The sequence below is a fragment of the Methylophaga sp. UBA2012 genome (assembly GCF_002335235.1).
GTDB classification, from domain to species: Bacteria; Pseudomonadota; Gammaproteobacteria; order Nitrosococcales; family Methylophagaceae; genus Methylophaga; species Methylophaga thalassica.
Map to the genome: position 1 here is coordinate 21,158 of NZ_DDCG01000014.1, position 25,005 is coordinate 46,162.

At 43.4% G+C, this 25,005-nt stretch carries 29 protein-coding genes and 1 tRNA gene; 10 read left to right on the plus strand and 20 right to left on the minus strand.

Going from position 1 to position 25,005, the window contains the following annotated elements; genetic code table 11:
- The first annotated feature begins 132 nt into the window (after nt 1–132).
- Nucleotides 133–885 (plus strand): proteasome-type protease, encoded by a 753-nt coding sequence (locus B2248_RS10685; RefSeq protein ID WP_040576138.1) that lies wholly within the window; start codon nt 133–135, stop codon nt 883–885.
- Here B2248_RS10685 and B2248_RS10690 read toward each other — a convergent pair.
- The 6 genes from B2248_RS10690 to B2248_RS10715 all read right to left on the minus strand — a co-directional run bounded on the left by B2248_RS10690 (nt 827) and on the right by B2248_RS10715 (nt 6,120).
- Complete coding sequence (locus B2248_RS10690; protein ID WP_273179089.1) at nt 827–1,876, minus strand: zinc-binding metallopeptidase family protein; 1,050 nt, start codon at nt 1,874–1,876, stop codon at nt 827–829. The genes B2248_RS10685 and B2248_RS10690 overlap by 59 nt on opposite strands.
- The gene (locus tag B2248_RS10695; protein WP_273179092.1) at nt 1,873–2,814 is read right to left on the minus strand and encodes an alpha-E domain-containing protein; all 942 of its coding nucleotides are present in this window, start codon (nt 2,812–2,814) and stop codon (nt 1,873–1,875) included. Before B2248_RS10695 ends, B2248_RS10690 begins: the two co-directional genes overlap by 4 nt.
- Nucleotides 2,814–4,277 carry a circularly permuted type 2 ATP-grasp protein gene (locus B2248_RS10700; RefSeq protein ID WP_273179095.1) on the minus strand — a complete coding sequence of 488 codons (1,464 nt, stop codon included), beginning with the start codon at nt 4,275–4,277 and terminating at the stop codon, nt 2,814–2,816. Before B2248_RS10700 ends, B2248_RS10695 begins: the two co-directional genes overlap by 1 nt.
- 94 nt (nt 4,278–4,371) lie before the next feature.
- Complete coding sequence (locus B2248_RS10705) at nt 4,372–5,016, minus strand: hypothetical protein (RefSeq protein ID WP_273179097.1); 645 nt, start codon at nt 5,014–5,016, stop codon at nt 4,372–4,374.
- Between the two features lie 100 nt (nt 5,017–5,116).
- Complete coding sequence (gene tpx / locus B2248_RS10710; RefSeq protein WP_273179100.1) at nt 5,117–5,611, minus strand: thiol peroxidase; 495 nt, start codon at nt 5,609–5,611, stop codon at nt 5,117–5,119.
- Nucleotides 5,612–5,670: 59 nt separating this feature from the next.
- Entirely contained in the window at nt 5,671–6,120 is a 450-nt protein-coding gene (locus tag B2248_RS10715; protein ID WP_273179102.1) for a hypothetical protein, read from the minus strand.
- Between the two features lie 197 nt (nt 6,121–6,317).
- Between B2248_RS10715 and B2248_RS10720 the strand changes: the two genes are divergently transcribed.
- From B2248_RS10720 to B2248_RS10735, 4 genes are read left to right on the plus strand one after another with little or no spacing between them, the layout of a single operon-like run.
- Complete coding sequence (locus B2248_RS10720; RefSeq protein ID WP_273179105.1) at nt 6,318–7,283, plus strand: mitochondrial fission ELM1 family protein; 966 nt, start codon at nt 6,318–6,320, stop codon at nt 7,281–7,283.
- Nucleotides 7,284–7,289: 6 nt separating this feature from the next.
- Entirely contained in the window at nt 7,290–8,411 is a 1,122-nt protein-coding gene (locus B2248_RS10725) for a glycosyltransferase family 4 protein (RefSeq protein WP_273179107.1), read from the plus strand.
- The gene (locus B2248_RS10730) at nt 8,408–9,418 is read left to right on the plus strand and encodes a glycosyltransferase (RefSeq protein WP_273179110.1); all 1,011 of its coding nucleotides are present in this window, start codon (nt 8,408–8,410) and stop codon (nt 9,416–9,418) included. The genes B2248_RS10725 and B2248_RS10730 overlap by 4 nt, the downstream gene beginning before the upstream one ends.
- A 3-nt stretch (nt 9,419–9,421) precedes the next feature.
- Nucleotides 9,422–10,324 (plus strand): glycosyltransferase family 9 protein, encoded by a 903-nt coding sequence (locus tag B2248_RS10735; protein WP_273179112.1) that lies wholly within the window; start codon nt 9,422–9,424, stop codon nt 10,322–10,324.
- Here B2248_RS10735 and B2248_RS10740 read toward each other — a convergent pair.
- The 4 genes from B2248_RS10740 to B2248_RS10755 form a co-directional block, all read right to left on the minus strand.
- On the minus strand, nt 10,266–11,531 hold the full coding sequence (locus tag B2248_RS10740) for an O-antigen ligase family protein (RefSeq protein ID WP_273179114.1): 1,266 nt from the start codon (nt 11,529–11,531) through the stop codon (nt 10,266–10,268). The genes B2248_RS10735 and B2248_RS10740 overlap by 59 nt on opposite strands.
- Nucleotides 11,532–11,637: 106 nt before the next feature.
- Nucleotides 11,638–12,981 (minus strand): TolC family outer membrane protein, encoded by a 1,344-nt coding sequence (locus B2248_RS10745; protein WP_273179117.1) that lies wholly within the window; start codon nt 12,979–12,981, stop codon nt 11,638–11,640.
- 20 nt (nt 12,982–13,001) lie between these two features.
- Nucleotides 13,002–13,544 carry an OmpA family protein gene (locus tag B2248_RS10750; protein ID WP_273179120.1) on the minus strand — a complete coding sequence of 181 codons (543 nt, stop codon included), beginning with the start codon at nt 13,542–13,544 and terminating at the stop codon, nt 13,002–13,004.
- Between the two features lie 135 nt (nt 13,545–13,679).
- On the minus strand, nt 13,680–14,222 hold the full coding sequence (locus B2248_RS10755; RefSeq protein WP_273179123.1) for a glutathione peroxidase: 543 nt from the start codon (nt 14,220–14,222) through the stop codon (nt 13,680–13,682).
- 172 nt (nt 14,223–14,394) lie between these two features.
- Between B2248_RS10755 and B2248_RS10760 the strand changes: the two genes are divergently transcribed.
- Nucleotides 14,395–14,754 carry a hypothetical protein gene (locus tag B2248_RS10760; protein ID WP_273179125.1) on the plus strand — a complete coding sequence of 120 codons (360 nt, stop codon included), beginning with the start codon at nt 14,395–14,397 and terminating at the stop codon, nt 14,752–14,754.
- A gap of 22 nt (nt 14,755–14,776) precedes the next feature.
- Here the strand turns inward: B2248_RS10760 and B2248_RS10765 are convergent, their stop codons facing one another.
- The 4 genes from B2248_RS10765 to B2248_RS10780 are packed head-to-tail and all read right to left on the minus strand — an operon-like array spanning nt 14,777 to nt 19,128.
- Entirely contained in the window at nt 14,777–15,373 is a 597-nt protein-coding gene (locus B2248_RS10765) for a nucleotidyltransferase family protein (protein WP_273179128.1), read from the minus strand.
- A 2-nt stretch (nt 15,374–15,375) separates the two neighbouring features.
- Nucleotides 15,376–16,404 (minus strand): XdhC family protein, encoded by a 1,029-nt coding sequence (locus tag B2248_RS10770; RefSeq protein ID WP_273179131.1) that lies wholly within the window; start codon nt 16,402–16,404, stop codon nt 15,376–15,378.
- The gene (locus tag B2248_RS10775) at nt 16,370–18,670 is read right to left on the minus strand and encodes a xanthine dehydrogenase family protein molybdopterin-binding subunit (RefSeq protein ID WP_273179133.1); all 2,301 of its coding nucleotides are present in this window, start codon (nt 18,668–18,670) and stop codon (nt 16,370–16,372) included. Before B2248_RS10775 ends, B2248_RS10770 begins: the two co-directional genes overlap by 35 nt.
- Nucleotides 18,670–19,128 (minus strand): (2Fe-2S)-binding protein, encoded by a 459-nt coding sequence (locus B2248_RS10780; RefSeq protein ID WP_273179134.1) that lies wholly within the window; start codon nt 19,126–19,128, stop codon nt 18,670–18,672. The genes B2248_RS10775 and B2248_RS10780 overlap by 1 nt, the downstream gene beginning before the upstream one ends.
- Before the next feature lie 214 nt (nt 19,129–19,342).
- Here B2248_RS10780 and B2248_RS10785 point away from each other — a divergent pair, with 214 nt between their 5' ends.
- The gene (locus tag B2248_RS10785) at nt 19,343–19,483 is read left to right on the plus strand and encodes an entericidin A/B family lipoprotein (protein ID WP_273179136.1); all 141 of its coding nucleotides are present in this window, start codon (nt 19,343–19,345) and stop codon (nt 19,481–19,483) included.
- Nucleotides 19,484–19,536: 53 nt separating this feature from the next.
- On the opposite strand, the gene B2248_RS10790 is transcribed toward B2248_RS10785, so the two are convergent.
- Genes B2248_RS10790 through B2248_RS10800 form a run of 3 tightly spaced genes read right to left on the minus strand, consistent with a single transcriptional unit; the run spans nt 19,537 to nt 20,584 of the window.
- On the minus strand, nt 19,537–19,980 hold the full coding sequence (locus B2248_RS10790; RefSeq protein ID WP_273179139.1) for a hypothetical protein: 444 nt from the start codon (nt 19,978–19,980) through the stop codon (nt 19,537–19,539).
- 32 nt (nt 19,981–20,012) lie between these two features.
- Nucleotides 20,013–20,285 (minus strand): hypothetical protein, encoded by a 273-nt coding sequence (locus tag B2248_RS10795; protein ID WP_273179141.1) that lies wholly within the window; start codon nt 20,283–20,285, stop codon nt 20,013–20,015.
- Between the two features lie 56 nt (nt 20,286–20,341).
- Nucleotides 20,342–20,584, minus strand: coding sequence for a hypothetical protein (locus B2248_RS10800; RefSeq protein ID WP_273179143.1), 243 nt, complete (start codon nt 20,582–20,584; stop codon nt 20,342–20,344).
- A gap of 264 nt (nt 20,585–20,848) precedes the next feature.
- On the opposite strand from B2248_RS10800, the gene B2248_RS10805 reads away from it, so the two are divergent.
- From B2248_RS10805 to B2248_RS10815, 3 genes are all read left to right on the plus strand, one after another.
- A complete protein-coding gene (locus B2248_RS10805; protein ID WP_007144291.1) occupies nt 20,849–21,013 on the plus strand; it encodes a DUF1328 domain-containing protein in 165 nt (54 codons plus the stop codon).
- Nucleotides 21,014–21,104: 91 nt separating this feature from the next.
- The gene (locus B2248_RS10810) at nt 21,105–21,863 is read left to right on the plus strand and encodes a Crp/Fnr family transcriptional regulator (RefSeq protein WP_273179145.1); all 759 of its coding nucleotides are present in this window, start codon (nt 21,105–21,107) and stop codon (nt 21,861–21,863) included.
- Between the two features lie 9 nt (nt 21,864–21,872).
- Complete coding sequence (locus tag B2248_RS10815) at nt 21,873–22,013, plus strand: entericidin A/B family lipoprotein (RefSeq protein WP_007144289.1); 141 nt, start codon at nt 21,873–21,875, stop codon at nt 22,011–22,013.
- A 229-nt stretch (nt 22,014–22,242) separates the two neighbouring features.
- On the opposite strand, the gene pdxH is transcribed toward B2248_RS10815, so the two are convergent.
- The 3 genes from pdxH to rpoD all read right to left on the minus strand — a co-directional run bounded on the left by pdxH (nt 22,243) and on the right by rpoD (nt 24,990).
- Nucleotides 22,243–22,890, minus strand: a complete 648-nt coding sequence (pdxH, locus tag B2248_RS10820; protein ID WP_273179148.1) for a pyridoxamine 5'-phosphate oxidase — start codon at nt 22,888–22,890, stop codon at nt 22,243–22,245.
- 167 nt (nt 22,891–23,057) lie between these two features.
- Nucleotides 23,058–23,134, minus strand: a tRNA-Ile gene (locus B2248_RS10825).
- Between the two features lie 11 nt (nt 23,135–23,145).
- Nucleotides 23,146–24,990 (minus strand): RNA polymerase sigma factor RpoD, encoded by a 1,845-nt coding sequence (gene rpoD / locus B2248_RS10830; protein ID WP_273179151.1) that lies wholly within the window; start codon nt 24,988–24,990, stop codon nt 23,146–23,148.
- Nucleotides 24,991–25,005 lie beyond the last annotated feature (15 nt).

Here is a 25,005-nt window from a genome sequence, read left to right on the forward strand (position 1 = left end):
ATACATCGATTCATACTGTAACGACTCAGCAGCCCATCAACGGGTTCCATTCTTTTGTCGTGAGCAATAAATCAGGATTGCTCAATCTCTTATTTTTGACTATCTTTAATCGCAGCCATTACTGGAACGACTATGACCTATTGTATTGCCATATCACTAGATAAAGGATTGGTGCTTACCTCCGACTCAAGAACCAACGCAGGTATTGATCAGGTCAGCACATACAGCAAGATGTTTCGTTTCAGTACAAAGGCTGATCGCTGTATCGCCATTCTAAGCGCGGGTAATCTGGCTACCACGCAATGTGTGATAGAACAGCTCAACCGGGATCTGCGTGAAGATAATGAAACCAGCCTCAATACGACTCATTATCTATCCGATACTGCCGATTATGTAGGTGATGTATTAAGCCAGCGTATCAAACGGTATAGCGAAGACCAGCAGTCCGGCTTTTCACCCGATGCCACTTTATTGATGGCAGGCCAAATCAAAGGCCAACCGCCGCAGGCTTTTTTGATTTATCCCCAAGGCAATCACATCACCACCAGTCGCGAAACACCCTATCTGCAGATTGGTGAAAGCAAATACGGTAAACCCGTGCTAGATCGCTTTCTGACAATGAAAACCTCGTTAACGGATGCCGCCACCTGCTCCTTAATCTCCATGGATTCGACCATGAAGAGTAATGTCAGTGTTGGGCCACCTATTGAAGTATTGATATATGAAACCGATAGCTTAGCGTTTAAACATCACTATCGATTTGATACGGAAGATGCTTTTTTGATTAATTTACGTCGTGAATGGGGTAATAAACTGAATCAGGCATTTAAAGAAATGCCACGGATTCCCGAGTCTTTTTCAACGGATTCAGCAGCTGATGAATAAATTTCAGTTTTTTTCTCACCGAGGCTGACACGACAAAAGGGTAGGCATCTGTATTACCCACACTTCGGTTTAATGCATTCATTTTCACCACCAGCGACAACCAGTCTGTCATCAATACATCAAAATCACTGGCATAATCAAAATGGTCAATCAGCCCATAAGCCACCGCTGTTTCCATAGTGTCACTCATCATCAGATAATGTGACCACGTTTCTGCCCAGTCTTCCATTGGGTGAGCGCTGGCGTATGCAGACAGATAAAACTCCGGCCAATCCGTCGCCGGCCCATCACTGTAATAGCTATTTAAACTGCTTTGATAATCTTGTTCAGTAAAACCGAATACATCGCAGAAAATGGCGTAATGTTCTGTCTCTTTAATCAAGATGTCCCAATAGTAGTGGCCAATCTCATGACGAAAATGGCCCAGCAAAGTTCGATAAGATTCATTCATCGCTTCACGGGTGGCTTCCCTGAAGCTACCATCCGCCTCGGCAGCATTGAGCGTAATCACACCTTGGCTATGACCACTCAACACATGTTCAAGGGCTAAGTCAGGATTCGTTCGCTGATCTTCAAGAAAATCAAATACCAGCCCGTGCTCATAACCTTGATAAAAAGCGTTAATTGGCAAATTTAATCTGAGTAAACCATAAATCATACGGCGTTTGGCTGCTTCCAGCGTGCGCCAACGACGCCAATTATCCGGCTGGGTCAACATCGGTATCGTTCTGGTCAAGGCACAGGAAATACACTGCGTGTTGGGTGAATCAGCCGGGATTAACCAGTTACAAGCCAGCTCATGGTCACGGTGAAAACAACTGCGATAACGTTGTAACGGAAAAAGGTCCGTCATCAGCCAGGCATTGTCATCTTCTTGCAGACTGGAGAGTTGTTGCAGCTCAGGAATAAAGCCTAATTGACTGCCACAGACGCCACAGTGCGTGTTTTCAAAAAAGATTTCTTGCCCACACTGGCAAAAGAAACGTCTCATGAGACTGAATAATCCGGATAAAACCAATTACTGGTAATGCTGGTATTCAAACGATTTAACAAAATCTGTAACTCATCCATCATCAGTCGTATGGTTTCCGGTGGATTTTTCTCCGCACTGTAGTCCTGTAATCGTGTCAAAATCTCAATCTGCTGTTCCAGTACTTGTTTCTCACCCGGTAAATACTCCAGGTAATTGCCTATAGAATTGACCGAAAAACTTAATGAACGAGGGAAGGCTTTATCCTGAATTAAGAACGTGAGTACTTTCTCGCCCTTTAGTGACGAATTATGTGCCTGAATATACATCTGCTGAGCATTTAACACTCTAAGCAAGGTCGCCCACAAAATACCTTCATGCTGCCTTAAAGCATCACTACGATTATCTGACATTAATAAAGTAGCGAGCTCAAGTATTCGGCTTGTCATATCTGCCCGCTCAAGATGTTTACCTGCTTGTAAAAAATCATAGGCGTAATTACGGCTCATATGATTAGCAATCATACCCCATATACACTGACAAGACTCCATAATAGTGAGTAATAACTTCTGTCTTCTGCGCCTGTTTCCAATAGATGATAATTCGCTTTTCACTAACAGGTGCAGCTCGTTGACTTGCTCCCACACTTCCTCTGGCAGCACATCAAGTGACGTCCGGGCATTTTCTCTGACAGCAGATAAATTATTGATAAGTGAGCCACCATAGCTGGGATCAGACAACAGAAAATGCATGATGTCATATTCATTTTCGCGGGGGTGTTTAGCGTAATAAAGCTGCTCCGCATCAAAAATGGTCACTAAGGTAAACCAGTTCACTTCCATATGTTCCGGTAAGTCCATTAACAATGCGGTATGCACATTAATTAAACGAGCCGTGTTTTCTACACGTTCCAGATAACGTGCTAACCAGTAAACCCTTTCAGCAACACGGGATAACATTAGTCTTCCTCCACAAGCTGGCGGCTTTCATCGACAATCCAGGTATCTTTACTTCCTCCACCCTGAGATGAGTTAACTACTAATGAACCTTTGACCATCGCCACACGGGTTAGCCCGCCAGGTGTGACATAAACATCATCTCCAGAGAGGATGAAAGGCCTCAAATCAACATGACGGGGAGCGATGGTTTCATCACAACAGGTGGGAGATACCGATAAACTCAAGGTGGGCTGAGCAATATAATTTTTTGGATCATTGATTAGTAAATCACGAAACTCTTCCACTTTCTCCGCAGAAGAATGTGGCCCGACCAGCATACCGTAACCACCCGACTGATTCGCAGGCTTGACCACTAACTCAGGAAGGTGTTGAAGCACGTGCTGCAGATCCTCATCATTACGACATAACCAGGTAGGCACATTACTTAAGATAGGCTCTTCATTCAGGTAATAGCGGATCATATCGGGCACATAGGCATAAATGACTTTGTCATCAGCAACCCCGCAACCGGGCGCATTAGCAATCGCTACCTTACCAGCACGCCATGAACGCATGATGCCCGGTACCCCCAACATCGAATCAGGGCGAAAGACTTCCGGATCAATAAAATCATCATCGATACGGCGATAAATCACGTCAACACGCTCAAGACCATGAATCGTTTTCATATAGACATAGTCGTCATCACCCACCAGCAGATCGGCTCCTTCCAGTAAAATCAAACCTGCCTGCTGAGCCAGAAACGCATGCTCAAAATAGGCAGAGTTGTAGATGCCTGGCGTCAACAAAGCCATAGTGGGGTTAGATAAATCCGGGCGTAATGAAGCGAGCATTTCAGCTAAATGCTCAGGATAAGCATCAACAGGACTAATATTTAATAATTTGAATAACTCGGGGAAAACGCGTTTAGTGGTTTTTCTGTTTTCAAGCATATAAGCCACGCCCGAAGGTACCCGTAAATTATCCTCAAGCACATATAAAGTACCTTCATGATCACGTACCAGATCAGAACCACAAATATTTGCCCAGACTCCATGAGCAGGCGTCATACCATGGCATTCTTTACGGTAGCCTTTTGACTGATAAACCACTTCGGCTGGCATAATGCCATCGTTGATAATGTTACCTTCGTTATAAATATCCTGAATGAACTGATTTAAGGCACGAATACGTTGTTTCAGCCCCTTTTCGGTGCGTTCCCACTCACCTTTGGGGATAGCGCGGGGAATAATATCGAACGGCCAAGCCCGGTCTATATTCCCTGCATCACTATATATGGTGAAGGTAATACCACGCTCCAGCATTTCCACTTCTGACTCTTTAACACGCTGCGTAAAGGCTTCTTTTTCCATGCAACGCAAGTATTCAAGTAACTTAAAACTGAATGCTCTGGGCTGATGTTTTGCAAACATGAGTTCATCAAAAAATGATCCCGGATCGTAGTCTTTCCATATGTCCTTCATCAGTCCCCCCATCAGGTTTTAGCAAAAAGAACGTTGTCGTTAATAAAAAGAGCAAAAGTTATACCTGACTTAAAAGCTAGGTTAATTTTCAACCTCATTTAGGTAATGCTGCTTCAACCATACTGTTGATCAGTTCAGCCGCATTTTCTTCATGTGTACCCCGAAAGGCTGAAACCAGGACTTTTGCTTCATTAAATGCTTGATCTATTTCCCGCCTAAAAAGCTGTTTATAGCGTTCCACGCCTACCAGATAAACACCGCCTGACAAAGTGATTCCCTGCAGTATCCCCTGTTTACTGTCACTCTTTTCCGAAGCGATGAGTTGAGCAACAATCTGACTATAAAGGGGAATTCCCATCACAAAACTTAATAGCTTATTCACTTCTGCAGGATTCCTGTTTTTCCAGTACTGAGCATAGATTGAGATACGTCTTAACCTTAGCCAGTCAATATCAGATATAGCAGCGACGGGACCCGATGGCTGTGCACCGTGAAAGATCAATTCAATATCACTGCAAAACTGATAAAAATCTGGCAGTGACGCTTTACCGAGTTGATCCGCAATAATGGCAATATCGACTTCCAGCGCTTGCATCGCAGTCGGAGCAATATGCTCATAAACGACTTTACTATGGTGCTGACCATTTTTGTCGGACCAGAACTGGACCGCTCTTGCCAAAGGATGGAATTCAGCAAGCACCGACACAGATGAAAATAATTGTGTATCCGGATTTATCATCTACACACCTCCGGCAAAATAAGTTCAGCTCACTTTTTCAAGCAAAAAAAAGCCCTGTTCAACGTAGTGTTAAACAGGGCTTTGACCGTTACCACACGTCTTAGCTAAGTGCAGATAACGCTTTTTCATAATCAGGTTCATCAGCAATTTCGCTGACTTGTTCTGTGTAAACGACTTTACCGTTTTCATCAATGATCACAACTACGCGTGAGCATAGTCCGGCTAACGGTCCGTCTTTCATTAATAAGCCGTAATCCTCAGCAAATGAAGAACGGAAAGCCGAGCCAGTGACTACATTATCAATGCCTTCAGCTCCACAAAAACGAGCCATTGCAAACGGTAAGTCTTTTGAAACACAAACCACAGTGGTGTTATCCAGTGCTGCTGCTTTTGTATTAAATTGTCTGACTGACATCGCACAGGTAGGCGTATCTACCGACGGAAAAACATTTAACACAACGCGGCCAGATAAATCTGCCAGTGTTAATTCAGACAAATCATCTTTTGTCAGGCTAAATTCAGGTGCCTTACTTCCCACAGCCGGTAATTCACCGACAGTCTCAAAAGGTGTACCTTTTAATGTCACCGTAGTCATAAAATCTCCTTTAATTTTAGTTATATAAACAATATAAAACGGGTTTAAAACTATTCTTTTCAAATGGGATGTTGTTGTTTTTCGTAAGACCGTTGTCTGCTTTGTTTGAGTTCACCCAGTGTTTGATAGACTTGGCGGGCATCAGATAAATTCCGCTTGGCAACAGCGACCCGCTTATCTTCAATCATAGCGATCATGGCGATAACACCCACAATACTGATCAGCGTACCAGCAATTCCTCCTGATACCCAAGCCACATAGATTGCCAATAAAATAAGAATGAAGATCTGGATGACCATCCATTGCGACGCCAGTTTCTCTTTTTGGCAGGTCACATACTTCTCATGCCATAAACTCACTAATAAGTTCAGCTCTTCATCACTCAATACGGCCAGATTACTGTAATACTCGAGTCCGATTAATTCATCATTGTAGTTACGGGAGCTCAATTGCGCATCTTCAGCCATTTCCTTTAACGCACTAAATGTATCTTCATCACGCTCGATCATATTCACTCCTTTTGATGCCGCTGTCTCACTATGACTCAGCTCGCCAGACTCTTCCAGAGACACCATTCCCTAATTTATTTGTGCGAAGTATCTCTCAATTTCATAAAACTTTAATACTCCAGCCCTATAGTCCACAGCAAATCGCCTTGTTAGACAAAGGCAACTTTGCTTTTTATTTAATCTTAGGTGCTGTCACCATGAATACTAATAACGCTGAACCCATTATTATCTGGCGGCTCACTGATGGAAAACCCGGTCATCAAAGTCAGTCCTTGGGTTTGGTCAATGCCCTGAAACGCAAAATGTCCTGTGAAAGTTTTGATATTCCGGTAAGTGGTCGTCTACAACCTGTGTTTGACTTACTGAGTACGACCTGGCCTGCAGGTCATGGACTGCCATTACCTGATCTCATCATCGGAGCAGGTCATCGCACGCATCTTCACATGCTGGCAGCAAAAAAAGTGTATGGCGGGCAAACGATTGTCTTGATGCAGCCCAGCTTACCTGTGTCGTTTTTTGATCTTAGCTTAATACCAGAACATGACTATTATCAAGGTGGTGGGAATGTGTTGGAAACCCGAGGCGTGCTTAACCCTATCCATGCCGCTGGTGAGCATCAAAAAAACGAAGGTCTGATAATGATTGGTGGCCCATCCAAACACTGTGACTGGAACGAAAGCCAACTTATCTCGCAGGTTACTCAGCTTTGTAAACAAAACCCACGCATTCACTATACGCTGACCACCTCTCCCCGTACACCTGCAAATTTCGCCACTCATATGCTCGGTTTTAAACTGGATAACCTGACCATTGTGCCGTTTGAAGAAACGGACCGAAATTGGGTAGCACGCCAATTAGCGGCATGTTATAGCACCTGGATCAGCGAAGACTCTGTCTCAATGGTATATGAGGCACTCACGGCCAAAACGGCCGTAGGCATTCTTAATATGCCCATCAAACGTGATAATCGTGTGTCACGTGGACTCAGTAAACTCGTCGGTGAAGGCTACGCCGTGCGCTTTGATAGTTTGGGTCATTATAAAAGCCGCCTGCAACCTGTTCCGGGATTTATGGAATCAGAACGCTGTGCAGACTGGATCATGAAACACTGGTTAGATGCAGCGGTACAACCTCAAACCCTACCTATACCGCAGCTCAGTTAATCCTTAATGACAGAACGTTTAACAGTTGTTCAGGTATTACCTGCGCTTGAGTCGGGTGGCGTTGAGCGAGGCACATTGGAAGTCGGACACTATTTGGCAAGCCAAGGCCATCGCTCGCTTGTCATTTCAGCCGGTGGACGCTTAGTTGACACACTCACCAGGCAAGGGAGTGAGCATATCAACTGGAATATTGGCAGAAAATCGCTGACCACATTCCGTCTCATTCCACGACTTCGCCGCTTTCTTGTGAAAAATCATGTGGATATTTTGCATGTCCGCTCACGTATGCCGGCATGGGTATGTTATTTAGCGTGGAAATCTTTACCCAAACAATCACGACCTAAATTCATCACTACTGTTCACGGTACCTATTCTGTCAACGGTTACAGCAGAATCATGACCAAGGGCGAGCATGTATTTGTTGTATCAGAAAAAATTCGTGATTATGTCACCACCCATTACGGGGTCAAAGACAATCTCACCCTCAATTACCGAGGTATAGACAGACGCGATTTTCCTTATGGTTTTGAACCTGATAGCGAATGGCTGAAACATTGGTATCGAAGCTTTCCACAAACTCAGGGAAAACTAATAATTACGCTGCCAGGGCGTATTACACGCTGGAAGGGTCAGGCGGATTTTATTGAGATTATTGCTGAGCTCAAGAAATATTATTCAGATGTGCACGGACTTATCGTGGGTGAAACCAAAAAAGGAAAGTCCGCCTTTTTAGCTGAACTCCAGCAGCATGCGGCGGAACTTGGTGTAATCAACGATATCAGCTTCATTGGTCACCGAAGTGATCTAAAAGAAATTATGTCTATTTCAAGTTTAGTGATGTCACTATCACTCCAACCTGAAGCCTTTGGGCGAGTGACCATTGAAGCATTGAGTCTGGGTGTTCCCGTTATTGCCTATGCGCATGGCGGCGTAGAAGAACAACTTTCGATGGTGTTACCGGAAGGCAGAGTGAGAACCGGCGATAAAGCCGCAGTTGTCAGCTTAGCGACGAAATGGTTACTTGCCCCACCCACGGTGCCGGAATCCCATCCATTCATTTTGCAATCCATGTTGGATACCACACTATCAGTCTATAAACGCGTTTTACAGCAAAGCGCCGCATCGTGAATATCTGTCAGATCCTATTAAGCAGAGGTGAGGGTGGGCTGGAAAAACATGTTCGCGAACTTTGTATTAGCCTCAATAAAGCCAGTCACAAGGTCAGCGTTATTGCTGATCCTCAGTTTTTAGATACCTTACCTGAGCAAATACAGCGTTTTCCGGTAAATGCCCGTCTAAGCCGAAATAATCCATGGCTCTGGTTAAAGGTGCTGTATTTCATCCATCGCTCCCATGCCGATATTGTGCATGCCCAGGCTAATAAAGCCACGACGGTGTTAAATAAATGTCGCTATTTCCATTCAGCAAAAACGGTGGGAACGCTACACAACATCAAAAGCAAAGTAAAAGATTACGCCAAGCTGGATCAAGCTATCGCGGTTAGTCATACGCTACGCTCTCAGTTGAATACCCCGAATGCAGTGACTGTCTACAATGGCATTTCATCGCCAAAGGTAAAAAAGATTAATCTGTATAAAGAGTTTGGGCTGAATCCTGACTTACCCACATTATGTGCTGTTGGTCGTTTGGTTGAAGCAAAAGGTTTTGATTTATTGCTGGAGGCCATAGACGGCCTGCACTTGAACTTGCTCATTATTGGTGAAGGCAAGGAAAGACATCGCCTACAAAAACAAATTCAGGAGCTATCCCCTCATACACACTGTCATCTAACGGGCTACCGACCTGATGTCAGTTCACTGATGCAGTCCTGTGATGGCGTGTTAATCAGTTCCAGACGAGAAGGTTTCTCCTATGTGTGTAGCGAAGCATTACTGTTAAATATGCCAATTTTATCAACAGATGTTCCGGTTGCTAATGAAGTGCTGGATAAAACTTTAATTGTCCCTATTGCAGATAGCAAAGCCTTTCGTCGACGCTTAGAAAGTCTTCTGAAAAACCCAGCTCATTGGCAAAGACTGATGCAGGAGGCGATTGTCTTTGCTCATCAAGCTATGACACTGGAAGCCATGACTGAAAATACGCTTGCTGTTTATCAAGCATTAACCGACGCTTAGCTCATGACGCAGGCTGACAAATTATTGCTTATCAAACACGGTGCGTTTGGTGATCTTATCCAGGCAGATGGGATCTTCCGTGACATTCGCCAATACTTCAGACAGGCAGAAATTGTTTTATTAACCATGTCTCGGTATGAATCCTTGATGCAACGTTCTCCCTACATTGACCGCATCATCATCGATGACAGACTGCCTCTTCGTCATCTACAGCAGCAGTGGAGACTTCGTAAGCAACTGATTCAGGAACAATTTGATCTTATTATTGATTTACAAAATTCTGATCGCAGTGCCTTATATCAACGCTTCTTTTTACCTAAGCTGAGGTGGATATGTCGACGCACAAAGGCAGCACCAGAATCAGGACTAAAAGGCTTAGTACAGTTACTCTCCGAATCAGACATCCCTCATCATCATGCGTTATCACCGGACGTCAGCTGGATGGTTGAAAAAATGCCCGAAGTACTCAACAAATACCCCATTAACAAACCATATATTGCACTTATTCCTGGTAGCTCAGCTCAGCATAAAGAGAAGCGCTGGCCGTACTATCCCGCCTTATCAAAAGCACTTATCAGGCTCGGTTATGACGTAGTGAATATATTAGGCCCCGATGAATTAGATATGGCGGTGAGCCTGTCCGGTTATAGCCCTAACAGCAAAGACGACTTACTCAATTGGTTCGAACTGGCAGGCATTCTGAATGAGGCTAGTTTTATCATCGGTAATGATACTGGTCCCAGCCATATCGCTTCATGCCTCGGCCGTCCTGGTCTGGCGTTATTCGGACCAACAACCTCTGTGAGCCGCTCTGAAATTCAGCGAGGTCAATTTCAGGCTCTGCAAGTCAACGATTTACATCAGTTAAGCATTGATCGGGTTCTGAGCTATCTACCGAGGATATAGCTAACACCCAGGCAATACCTAACCATACCAGTGCTGCCACCCAGTTACTCAGAACGCTGATTCCTCCAGTTAGAGGCCAAAAACTCACCGTTAATACCGAAAAACTCAAAGCAGCTTTTATCCAGTCACGCTGAGCCAATAAGGCGCCTAAGACTTTTTTGTATAGCAAATACAGCATAAACAAAAATAAACATAAGCCGACCACACCTGTCTCTGCGCCTAACTGCAAATACAAATTATGCGGATGCGTACACATCAAGCCGCTGTCTATGAGTAACTGCTGTTGTTCACATACCGTTTGATAGGTATGTAAACCACTACCCAGCCACCAGTTGTCCCGCCACACCTGCCAGGCTGCCTTAAACACGCTGCCATAATCTGATTCAGCAAATGTTGAGAGCTTTGAACCGATGCTCACGATACTTCTCTCAAACATCTCAGGTGATAAAAATAAGGTGATCATCAATGTGATACCAAGCATAGCCAGCATAAGCAGTAAGCTTTGTTTGTATTGTTTATATTCCAGTAACATGGCGATAAAAACGATGACACAGGCTGAGCTGAACAAGATGAGTGCCATTCTCTCCCCCGTTAGGAAGGTAAAAACAAAACCACTTCCCATCGCCACCATCAGAAACGTTAATTGCCGTAAAACAGACGATTTAAAAAGTGGGATAAAAAAGGCAGCAAATAAGGCGATAAACCACAGTCTCAGTAACATCGTGCCTGGAATAGGACTACGGAATGGACCTGTTAAACGAGTGTCAGAAAAGCGCTCTATACCAAACCAGTCAACATCAAAAAAATATTGCCATAATGTGTCGGCAATAATAAGCAGCATAGTCAGCAATAAACTAATAAGAAAGCGCTGTCTTTTTTTAGCATCATTGAAAACCCAGTATGACAAAGCTACTGCAAATAAAGGCCATCTTATAAAAGTAAGCACATACTTCAAGCTTTCAGATGAATCACTACTCAAAGGCAGATTGACGACAAGAAGGTAAGCATTAAACAGCAAGATTGCTAAAAACCAGGGCTGTTTTACCCAATCCCAATCACATTTTTTAAAACTGAAGATAAGAAAGGCAATCGCTACGAGTACCACAGTTACATCAGCTATTGCCCGCGAAAACAGCAATAACGCAGGTAACAGATAAAGAAACAGGTGTGCAGCAGGAGGAAACCCCAAGGGTCGGTTGATGAGCATGCCTATATTCGCGAAAAACGCTCATCATATTCAACTTATATGACAATTTAATGGCGGTAAGCCAAGCTGCTAATGTCTTGCTTGGCTAAGCCAGCTGGTATCTAACTTATTGTGGTGACTCAGTCGTTTCAGGTTGAGCTACAACAATGGCCGCCTCTGGTGCTTCCACAGACAAACTTTCCATCAGCCTACCCATCGTCTCTGATAACCAGTAACAGGCATAAATATGATCATAATAAGCATTGGTGTAATCGTTTCTGGCCGTCAATAATTCGTTTTCTGTATCCAGTAAATCTAATAATGTTCTTCTGCCTACATTAAACTGTTCGAAATACGCATCCCGCGTTTTTTCTGCAGCAATCTTACGTTGTTCGAGGATAGGTAAACGTCTTGAAAGTGTTTCTACATTAATCCAGGCCAGACGTACATCACGGTCAACATTGCGTTTGATAATCTCCGCATTTTGTTTTGCTTGTTCACTTAGATACTTCGTCTCTTCGATACGCGCTTTGTCGGCACCACCATTGAGCAGGTTGTAATCCATTCGAATCATGGCCTGAGCTTCTTTCTCATGACCACGTGTGCCATCCAGATTATTGTCTGCTCGCGTACTCAGCTCCGCATTCACTTGAGGATGAAACGGCGCTTTAGCCCCTTCTTCCTGAGCTAGTGAGGCCTCATGTTGCGCCATTGCCGCCCACAATGAAGGATGTTGTCTGTAAGCAATTTGTAATGCATCCTCGACAGCAGCGGGCGCAGTATCACAACATGACTTACCGGGATCAGTTAAGGATTCAGGTGCATGACCCACCAAACGCTGATAGCGTGTTTTTGCGTCCTGCAAATTGCCTTCTGTGGAACGTAAATTCGCTTGAGCCAGGGCCACTCGACCAGTAGTCTGGTCAAGATCAGAACGATTACCCACTCCAGCTTCTGTTCTGAGTTTAATTTTGTCGAAGATTTCTTCGTGCTGCTCCAGACTTTCTTGTGTTTCTTCCAATAACTGTTGGCGTTTAAGTACATCGAGATAACTCTGCACGGTATTAAGACCGATCGTTTCTGCCTTATCTGTGACATCATAACCAGCAGCATCCGCTTGAGCCTGACTTTGCTCTACAGCACTTTTAGTGGCAAAGCCATCATAAAGCATCTGCGTTGCCTTAATTTCAGCTTCACCACGATTCAGCGATTCGTGATCGGGGCGCGTTGCCGGGTTTTTCGTACGCTCGTAACCGATGCCCAGCGTTAAATCCACCCGAGGATAATAACCTGCTTTAGCTTGATCAACAGTCTTATCAACACTGTAACGACGATTGGCTTCTGCTAAAACTTCAGGATTTTGTTTCAGTGTTGCATCCACCGCTTCCTGTATGGTTTCCGCCGCAATATTTGTGCTCGCTATCGCTGTAATACAGGCAGCAAAAATAGTAGAAAATCGTGATAAGACCATTTTTCTAATTACTCCAGAAATTAACGAACATCAATTTCGACCCGGCGATTACTCACTTCTTCAGTCTCATCAGGTGTAGGCACTTTCAAAACTGTTTCGCCTTTACCTACTGTAGAAATACGAGATTCGTCCACGCCAGCGTTGATCAAATCCTGTGCGACTTTTTCAGCACGGCGTTTGGATAATTTATCGTTATATTGTGAAGAAGCGAGTGTATCAGTATAGCCAACGACTTCAATATGACGATTTCTTCTTTCTAAAACCGCTTCATAGATCTTAACGGATTCTCGTAATGAGTCGGGTGTGAAAGTCGTTTTGTTGAGCTCAAAATAGAGTGTTGCGTGATATGGTTCAGGGGTACGAATAACTTTAGGTGTTGTAGTAACCACCATCTCTTCATGACAAAAGGGAGAACCACTATCTGAAATGGTTAGAGGTGCTTGTAATGACTCACGTAAATCTGAGCGAGGTGTATCAGGACCAATAGCATCATGAATCGTGCTACATGCAGACAGTGCTAAACCCAATAAACTGGTGATAACCAGCCGATAACCAATAGACATCCTTAACTCCAGCCATCCCTAACGTCGTAACAATATTTGCTAATCATAACAACAAAGTATGATTATCACTAATGTAATGATGCCGTTACTGATTTATTTAATAAATACAGACTATCCAGCAAATGTATGAACTGTTTAATCTATTTTAACAAGTGACTCGATAGCTTCTACTAGACTGGCATCGTCCGGCTCTACAGCACTCGGAAAGTGTTCTAACACATGGCCATCGGCATCGATAATGTATTTGTTAAAATTCCAGTCCGGTGCCTGACTTTGTTTGTTTATCTCCATGAAAATCGGGTTGGCACGCGGACCAGTGACATAGCTAGGTGCCACCATGGTGAAACTTACACCAAAGTTTTCTTTACAGATTCTGGCTGCCTCTTCTTCTGTCTTAGCTTCTTGATCAAAATCGTTACTGGCAAAACCAATAACAAACAGTCCTTTATCCTTATATTGCTCATGTAACTTTTCCAAACCACCAAATTGGCGAGTAAACCCACAATGACTGGCGGTATTTACCACCAATAAGACCTTGTCTTTAGCGATCTCACATAGATTTACGGTGTCATTTGAGTGCAGTTTCGGTAAATCGTAATCAAAATAAGTCGGACAATCTTTAGCATGAACCATAGATGAAAATGCCATTAATAATCCTAGCCACACATATTTTTTCATAATCTCTCTCCTGTTCATTCCAGCCTATTTTCTATATTCGTTATCAAAAAAATGTGATGACCATAATATAACTAGTCTTTTGATAAATTTGGAAATTTAAGACGTTGTTATCAATTAATGAAGCTGTTAAATTTATGTTAGGTATTTCACAATTTTACACAAGGGACGTGTTTTGGAAGCCAGATCATTATCAGAGTGTGGAGTCATCTCAGACTGGGGCATAGTTGAAGTCGAGGAAACCAAAGACAGGCATATTTTTGGTTTCTCCAGCCACTATAATTTCTATGTGATCACTCAAAAAATTATCGACTATCATTATGATGTGAAAACACGGCAAGGATCAGCCCTCACCGAATCAGGTATTCTCTACGCCTTAACCGGCAAACCCGTTTCCTACAGTCCCAACAAGCAGTTACAACTTCAGGAATTCATGGAAAAAAATAACTGTAAGTTAAAGCCTGTGAAAATTGAGCGATTTAATCTCTTTTACTTGAACGCCTTCTTTCAAAAGTTATTATCTATCAATCATTAAGTCTCTGAGACTATCATGCAGCTCACTGCAGTAGTGAAATATCGGCTTGAGTATCAATATCAATGAATATCGACGGCGTATCAATATTCACTGCCTGTACCAGTGTTTCATGAGCTTGGACTATTGTTTTAGCACCTACATCGCCAGTAAGTTGTATCAAATCATCTCGATATTGGTTGGAGAATGCGACTGGGTGCCCTCGTTTGCCATGATAAAAGGGAGCTGATATAGCCGCTCCCTGTTTTAACTCACTAACTAATAATTCCAGTATGTCGGATGTTATCATCGGCATATCTGCCAAACCAATTAACCATCCCTTTGCTTGCTGAGTGGCTTGAATCCCGGCGGCGAGTGAATGCCCCATTCCTAAACCGGACTTATCAGCTTTGATAAAGTTAACCCGGCCTGCCACGGATCGACATACTCCTAATAGCTCTTGGTTATTTATTGGCGTGACGAGGTGAATTTGCTCAAACACCTCTAACCATGGCGCTAAAGCATGCAATATCAGCGGCTGTCTCACACCTTTATATCCAACTTCCGTCAGCAGCTTATCTGCACCAAAGCGCGATGCTTTACCGGCAGCGAGAATAACCGCAGCAATCTCTGCCGTTTCCACCGTTAAACTGTCACCTTATCAACGGATGACGTAAGTTGTGGTGTATGTATTCTGTCGCGACGAACGGCAATCAACTCAGCAGAAATCGCTACTGCGATCTCGGCAGGGGTTTTACTGCCTATCTGTAAACCAACCGGACCATGTAAGCGGTCTATTTCTTGTTGGGTGAGATCAAATAATTGCAGTCTTTCCCTGCGTTTATCATTATTGGTTTTGGCTCCTAAAGCACCAACATAAAACGCTGCTGATTTTAGGGCTTCCAACAATGCCATATCGTCTAACTTAGGATCATGTGTTAATGCCACCACCGCGGTATTCAGATCAGGCTGAAGGGACACTACCGCATCATCAGGCATCATGGTGAGTAAAGTGCTCTGTTCATGTTGCCAGGTTTCCTGCATTTCTGGTCTTGGATCGCAGACAAACACCTGGTAATCCAATGCCGTAGCCATATTTGCCAGATAGAATGACGTTTCCGCTGCACCAATAATTAATAGACGTAACCGTGGCCCGTATACAAAAGAGAGTGAGCCTTCCTGCTCGCTGACAACAGGTTCATGACTGATGGCGTGAGCGCATGTGACCTGTAACGAGTCTAACGTGACCTGTCTCTTTATTAACTTCTGAGACTCAATCGCCGTCACCACCGCTTCCAGCCAAGTCCTATCAAGTACAGGCTCAATCAATAATCTGAGCTGACCACCGCAAGGAAGTTTATACCGCAGCTGCTCTTCCTGATTAGCACCATAGATCTTAATCTCGGCAGATGAAGTTGAGAGCTGATGCTGTTTAACTAAAGACACCAGATCATCCTCTATGCAACCACCAGACACTGATCCAAGTAACAAACCATCGCTGCGTAGAGCACACATCGACCCCGGTTGGCGGGGGCTGGAACCATAGGTTCCCACCACCGTAATTAGCCAAACCTTATGCCCCTCTTGCTGCCAGCTCAATAGCTGTCTGAGCACATTCAGATCATGCCCGGTCATACGGCTATGACTCGAGCTGATAACGTATCGGTAACTCACGGATACGTTTACCGGTGGCATTAAAAATCGCATTACATATTGCCGGTGCGACCGGAGGCATGCCCGGCTCACCAACCCCACCTAATGGCTGATTAAAATCTTTTGCCGGTACTAGGTGAACATGGATTTCTTTCGGTGCAGCGTCCATGCGGGTCACCTGATAGCCATCAAAATTGTCCTGAACGGTGACACCATCTTTGAAGGTGATTTCACTTGTCATGGCTAAACTTGCGCCCATAACGCATGCCCCTTCAATCTGAGAGCGGATACGTTCAGGATTCACCTGTGGGCCACAATCAACAGCCACATCGATTCTCGGTATGCTGACCTCACCATCGTCATTAACAACAACTTCCACTACCGTCGCGACATACGTCACGAAACTATAATGAACAGCTAAACCCTGTCCCGAACCTTTCGGCAAAGTTTTACCCCAATCTGCTTTTTCGGTGACCATATTAATGACGCCTTTCATACGTGCTGTATTGAGAGGGTATGCCTCTGGCGACTCACCATAATTCCAATCATCTTTTAATGACGCCGGATCGATTTCACGATCAGGACCGATCAATGACAGTAAAAAGTCTTTATGATCTTTTTTCTGCTGATGCGCCATTTCAGCGATAAATGATTGAATCGCAAAAGCATGAGGAATATTAGAGACGGAACGGTACCAACCAATACGAGTATGTGCAGCTGCTTCAGGATTTTCAATTTGAATATTCTTCACATCAAATGGAATATTCACAACGCCCATGCTTAATTCCATCGGCATTTCATTTTTAGCATCTTTCGCAAAAGTAGAAGCGATTGTTGGTGCAACTGTCCGATGTAACCAGGCCGTTGCATTACCACTTTCATCAAAACCAGCTTCTAAATGTTCGGCAGAAACGGTGTGGAAATAAGAGTGTTGAATATCGTCCTCACGCGTCCATACCGTTTTAACTGCTTGCCCACCTAAAGCCTTAGAGATTAAAGCAGCTTCGACAAGGTAATCAGGTTTAGATTTACGGCCAAAACCACCACCAAGCAGGGTCACATTCACCTTAACTTGCTCAGGTTTTACTTCTAACCATTTTGCGACTGTATCGATACCCGCTTGTGGGTTTTGTGTAGCAGTCGAAATCTCACACACATTATCCACAATTCGTGCCGTTGCAGCAGGCGGCTCCATCGGGGCCTGAGCCAAGTGAGGAATATAATAATCTGCAGAGATGGTAGAACTCGCATTGGCTAATTCATTATAGGTCTCACCTTTACTACGAATGACTTTGCCACCTTTCTGTTTGGAAGAAGCCTGTAGTGTTTCGCGAAACTTGGCTGAATCGTACTGACGGTTAGGACCGGCATTCCACTCAACAGATAATTTTTTTCTGCCTTGAATGGCTGCCCAGGTATTTGAGGCAACAACTACAACCCCACCGAGCGGATTAAATACTGCTGGAGGCGGACTGCTAGGTAAGGTTAAAACTTTGATCACACCCGGCACTTTCAATGTTTCAGTGTCGTCATATGATTTGAGTGTATCGCCATAAGCAGGTGGATGAGCAATGACTGCATAGACCATGTCATCGAGACGAACATCCATGCCATATGTGGTTTGTCCGGTGGCGATATCAAAACCATCAACCAGCTTATTATCTTTCTTGCCGATGTAATTAAATTCGTCTGCAGACTTATAAATCAGGTTCTGATTTTCAGGCACGGCCATTTCAGCTGCTTTTTGTGCCAGCTCACCAAAGCCAAGCTTCTTACCACTTTTAGCATGAATGACCTGATGATTTTTTGCTTTGACTTCTGCAACCGGCACAGCCCACATTGCAGCGGCAGCGGCTTCCAGCATCATTCTGGCTGCAGCCCCGACATTACGCATTGGCATAAAGAAATGACGCATACTGCGTGAACCATCTGTGTTTTGGTTGCCGTAGCGTTTTTCATTACCATCCGCTTGAACGATTTTGACTCGATGCCAGTCAGCTTCCATTTCATCAGCCACGACCATTGGCAAGCTTGTTCTGACACCCTGTCCCATTTCGGAACGGTGAGCCACAATCGTCACAGTGCCATCTTCAGCGATTGAAACAAAAACTAAAGGATCATCCACCCAGCCATTGGGCATACCATCACGGCCATATTTTTGCTTTTCATCAGCAGCTAGCAATTGAGCCGGCATACCTACTGCCAGAACCAGACCACTTAATGCGAAACCTTTAAGAATACTGCGACGGCTAATGTTGGCTATTTGTGGAGCATTATTATCAGTCATTATTTACCCCCCTGCTGCGCTGCTTGTTTGATGGCTGCGCGAATGCGTGTGTAGGTACCACAACGACAAATATTTCCACTCATCGCGGTATCAATATCTTCATCTGTTGGGTTGGGATTATCACGAAGCAGTGCTGTAGCCGCAACGATCTGTCCTGACTGACAGTAACCGCACTGCGGTACATTGATTGACTGCCAAGCTTCTTGAACAGCCTGGCCGACTTTGTCCTCAGAGACCGCTTCTATGGTTGTGATTTTCTTGTTTTCAGCAGCACTGATGGGCGTAACACAAGAACGAATTGGCTGACCATCCAGCATCACAGTACAAGCACCACATAGCGCCTTACCACAGCCAAACTTTGTCCCCGTCATACCCAGGACATCTCTAAGTGTCCACAGAATGGGAGTATCTGTGGGGACATCAACCCGACGGCTTTCGCCATTAATTGTGAGTTTCATTTAAATAATCCTAATTCTGATCCGAGTGTGGTTAGTTTACAGCTAGATATAATTAGCTGGCTAATTATTATTTATTATACATGACTGTTATTAGCAGTATTAGTTCCTATTGATAAACTACTGAGATAAGCGTGATAGCCTCGTCAAGAAAAGGGTTCTCTATTTTTTTATAGTTATGGTAATTTTATGCCCTGATAAAAATGTAGGAGACTTTATGAAACCTTTCGCCGTCTTAGTATCTGTTTGTTTTGTCTTACTTCTGAGTGGTTGCAACACCATGGAAGGTATTGGCAAAGACGTTGGTGCAGCAGGTGACGCCCTGGAAAAGAGTGCCAGTGATAACAAAGGGTATTAATAAAAAAGCCTCAAATCATTGAGGCTTTTTTTTCTATCTATCGAAATTAAATATTACGTTTCATCAAAATACTGCTTAAAAGCTGACTTGACGATCGTTCTCGCTTCCTGACTGTAACCAAATATCACACCTGCAGCCAATGTCGTCGCCAGAGACTTTCCTGGATGTTTTTTAATTAAATCCGCAAGCACTGGATCAGATAGTTTTTCCAGGATCATTTGTAACTCATCGGCTTGTTGAGAACTACTCGTTTGCCCCTCTCTATAGCGCAGAGAGGCTTTTTCTGTCGGGCGATTTAATATCTTTGCTACAGCTAAAATCAGTAACGCCAGCAAAAGGTAAGCAATGGCTGTTAACAGCGCAGCCAACTGTGGCTCAAAGTAGTCGTTAAGAGCAATGTAGGCTGCGACACCGGCAAAACCAAAAGCAAATAACCCCAGAACTATTGCCAGAGCATAAGCTAATGTGGTGATTTGTATTCTTGAAAACAGACTCATTGTTACCTTCTTATCTGCTAGGCAGGATAGTGTTATTTTCTATCCAGTACTTTACCGATGACAAGGCCAATACCAAAAGCCACTGCCATACTAGTATAAGGATGCGCTTCAACTTCGCCTTGGGCTCTAGCTAATGATTCCTTAGCTTGTTGTTGAGCTTGCTGAGCAGCTGCCTTAACTTTGTCTTGGCCTTGCTGTGCATATTCTGATGTCAGATTTTTTAGCGTGCTGGTAACTTCTGCAAAATCTTTACGTAAAGCATCCAGCTGTTCTTGTAATTCTTGATTTGTCGTTTGTGTAGCCATGTTTATCTCCTGTTGATTTGTTTAAAACGTATCGTCGAGACTATTTTCCGTGGCAACTATTTATCCGTTGCATCTTCAACTTCATCAGCTGAATCTTCAATGGCATCACCAGCATCGTCTGCGGCATCATCAATTGCATCACCGGCATCTTCAACCGTGTTATCAATTTTTTCACCCATTTCTTCTGCTGGACCATCATTGTCACATGCTGCCAATAAGCCAACCCCAGCAAAAGCAAACATAATAAGTAATGCACGGCAGATCATCGGAAAAGATTTTGATTCAATCATTGATTTCATACTTACATCTCCATTTTAAAGTTAGGTGGAAAAAATATTGTTTACACCATTATGCTGACAAAAGTTATGCTGCATTTGTTCAACCATAGTGACATTAAAAGCAGTTCATAAGCAAAAAAGTATTTATCGGAAATACTCATTGTTTTTCTATGTCTTAATCTAAGCTATCGTTGATTTATAATTATCGCCTTAACATATGTTAAAGACGACACAATGAAATACACATATCGTATTCATTCCCATTCACTATAAAGGAAGATAGATATGTTAAGTTGGGCATTGACGTTTTTAATCATCGGTATTATTGCTGGTGCACTAGGTTTAAGTGGTGTTGCAGGTACTGCAACGAATATCGCTTGGATTTTATTCGTTATCGGTTTAGTGCTTGCTCTTATTTTCTTCATCACTGGTAGACGCCCCCCAATGTAGGCGTATATTCTCACGAAATACAGACATTCTTAATCGGTGATCACTTATTCAAGAAAGTCTCTTTTGAACTACATTATTTAAGCGAGTCTTCATGGAATCTGTTATCAGCGATGCAGATAGTTGTATTGTTCACCAGTTTGAAAAAATGGTTGAATTATCAGAGTCAGAAATAAGTCTTCTTGCAGCTCTCGAAAGAGATGCTCGCAAGTTTGACTCTGGTGAGAGATTAGCCTTTGCTGGTGAGTACAGTGATCGTTTTTATACTCTGAGGTCTGGCTGGGCTTGTGCCATAAAAACCATGGCCGATGGTCAACGGCAAATTCTTGATATTTTCTTGCCAGGCCAGATTTTAGGTCTTCGGGAAATTGGTCTCAGTCATTCACTCACTGAGTTCAGGGCTTTAACACCCATTGAAGCCTGCCCGTTCCCAAAACAAAGATTGACAGAGATTTTTGAAAAGTCTCCACGGCTGACAGATTTATTCTTTCTGATCATGGCAAGAGAACAAGCGATGCTGATTGAAAGAATTGTCAATATCGGTAGACGAAATGCTGCTGAGCGTCTAGCTCATTTTATTGTCGAAATGAAGGTGAGACTAAATCAGCGTGCATGTGAATTTCATCTACCCATGAACCAGAGTGTTATTGGAGATACACTTGGTATTTCGTCAGTACACGTCAGTCGAACATTTAAACACCTACGTGATTTAGGTTTAATTGATAATAAAAACGGACAAATCGAAATTAACAATCTGGAAGGTTTAATTGACCTATCTGGTTTTGATAGAACCTACCTTGAAACCTATCCAGACTGGACCAGACTAACTAAACCCTCTAAACGAGGATACTAGGAGATAATTATGAAACTTACAGCTTTATTAATTCCATTAACCTTAACGCTATTTTTATCAGCCTGTAATACGATGGAAGGTGTTGGTAAAGATGTTGAGTCTGCTGGCGATGCTATCGAAGACTCGGCATCAGAAAATAAAAATTATTAATCGCCCTATCCTATTTGTTTTTTACTCTCAGCCCCTTAATTGGGGCTTTTTTTGCCCAAAAAACTTATGACAAAAAAAAGCTAGGTAAAAACCTAGCTTAACTAATTAGAAGGAGCAATAAACGTGAGAACTGAAACCAATCACCTCACAATCATGCTAACGTCAACCTATCAAAAAAGTTAAATTCAAACACGGCAAAGTATGCGCTAGCTCACATTTTCTGATGATTTTATGGTGCCAAGCGTTGTTTTATCCACTGATTATCAGCGCTTAATTTATATGAAATGCGATCATGCAAGCGGCTTTGCCTGCCCTGCCAGAACTCCCAATAATCCGGCACCAACCTGTAACCACCCCAATGTTCTGGCCGAGGGGGCGTTAAGCCATACTTCAATGCATATTTGGCTGCTTGTTCTACAATCACTTTTCGATTATCAATCACCTGGCTTTGTGGAGAGGCCCAAGCACCAATCCGATGAGTCAGGGGTCTTGATGCAAAATATCGATCCGACTCAACAGGTTCGAGCTTCTCAACCTTGCCCTCAATTCGAATAACGCGTTCTAACTCTGGCCAGAAGAACTGTAATGAAGCAAATGGATTAATGGCTAAATGATGTCCTTTCCGGCTCAGATAATTGGTAAACCACACTAGACCTTTTTCATCAAAGCCTTTAATCAATACTGGTCGACTTGATGGCCGTCCGTGCTCACCGACAGTCGCTAGCGTCATTGCATTGGCTTCATTAACGTCTTTATCTAAAGCCTCAGCTAACCACGCCTTAAACTGACTTAATGGCTCATCTGCACTCTTCTGCTCCTCAAGAGAGCCTTTTTGATAGCTCGTTCTAATATCTGACAAGCCCAATTCATCATCCATAAGCACTCTCATACAAGAAATATATTCATACTGTGCCAACAGTTTGTTGGCTTCACAACTACATCTGACTTATAAATGATGATAATCAATATTGTGTGAATTATTTATCAAACATGGAGCAATAAAAAAGCCTTGATACCTGACTGGTAACAAGGCTTTGATTGTATTGGTGGGCCCACTAGGACTTGAACCTAGGACCAATGGATTATGAGTCCACTGCTCTAACCAACTGAGCTATAGGCCCTTTTGACTAGCTTACGAACCTTCTGAATCCAGGAAGCTTCGTAATTGATCAGAACGTGAAGGGTGGCGTAGTTTACGTAATGCTTTCGCTTCAATCTGACGAATACGTTCACGTGTTACATCAAACTGTTTGCCAACTTCTTCCAGCGTGTGGTCGGTGTTCATATCAATACCAAAACGCATACGTAATACTTTTGCTTCTCTTTCTGTTAAGCCGTTTAACACGCCTTGAGTCGCTTCACGCAAGCCTTCTATTATCGCAGAATCTGAAGGTGAAATCACATTCACATCTTCAACAAAGTCACCTAAGTGCGAATCTTCGTCATCACCAATCGGTGTTTCCATCGAAATGGGTTCTTTAGAAATTTTCAGCACTTTACGTACTTTATCTTCTGGCATATCAACGCGTTCTGCCAATTCATCAGGAGTAGGTTCACGGCCCATTTCCTGTAGCATTTGGCGTGCAACACGGTTCAATTTGTTAATTGTTTCAATCATGTGCACAGGGATACGAATCGTACGAGCCTGATCTGCAATAGATCGGGTTATCGCCTGACGAATCCACCAAGTTGCATAGGTTGAAAACTTATAACCACGTTGATATTCAAACTTATCAACCGCTTTCATCAAACCGATGTTACCTTCCTGAATTAAGTCCAGGAATTGTAAACCGCGGTTAGTATATTTTTTCGCAATAGAAATAACCAGACGCAGATTCGCCTCCACCATTTCTTTCTTCGCACGACGAGCTTTTGCCTCTGCGATCGACATTTGACGTGAAATTTCTTTTATTTCAGAAATTGACATACCACGACTTTCTGCAATCTCAGCTAAAACTGACTGTGCAGCGATAATTTCATCATGATGTTTCTTGATGGTAGAAGAGTAATGTTTTTTCGCTCTGATATGTTTATCAGCCCAGTTAACATTACTTTCGTTGCCCTGGAATGAATCAATAAAGTCGCGGCGATTCATGCGGGCTTGTTCTACCACGATATCCATAATAATTCTTTCTTGATTACGGATTTCGTTGACTGTTTCGCTCATCAGGTCATTCAGGTAAGCCAATGTTTTTGGAGTAAGTTTAAACTCCATAAACTGTGCACTAGCTTGCTCACGTGATACCTCAGCCTCTTCACCTTCTGCTTTCAGGTAGGCATTAAAGCTTTCTTTTAATGCTTCAAAACGAACACGTGCTTCTTCAGGATCAATTTCGCCAGAATCATCGTCATCACTGACGTTATTCACAGAGTCATCATCGTCATCATCTGAATCGCTATCAGAATCATCATCTGCGTCATCATCATCTGTATCACTCAGATCATCATGTTCTTCCACGAGTTCTTCAGCAGAAACAAAGCCTTTTATCAGCTCGTTCAGACGCATTTCACCGGCTTCGACGGCGTCATACAACTCTAAAAAGGATGAAATACAGGCTGGATATGTCGAAAGCATCATCAAGCTTTCACGTAAGCCTGCTTCAATGCGTTTCGCAATGACAATTTCGCCTTCACGGGTCAGTAGTTCTACCGAGCCCATTTCGCGCATGTACATACGTACTGGATCGGTGGTTCGACCAAATTCGCCATCAGAGCTTGCTAGAACAGCAGCAGCTTCTTCATCTGAAACTTCGTCGTTTGACGAAACCGCTTCAGCAAGACGCTCCATTTCATCGGTATCCATGCCATCTTCATGGACCATAATACCGAGGTCACTGAACATGCTGACAATATCTTCGACCTGATCAGCATCTACCAAATCTTCCGGAAGATGATCATTAATCTCACCATAAGTGAGATAACCACGTTCTTTACCTAAGGCGATCAGTTCCTTAACGCGTGATTGTTGATCTTTCATGCAGCCCCTTTAACC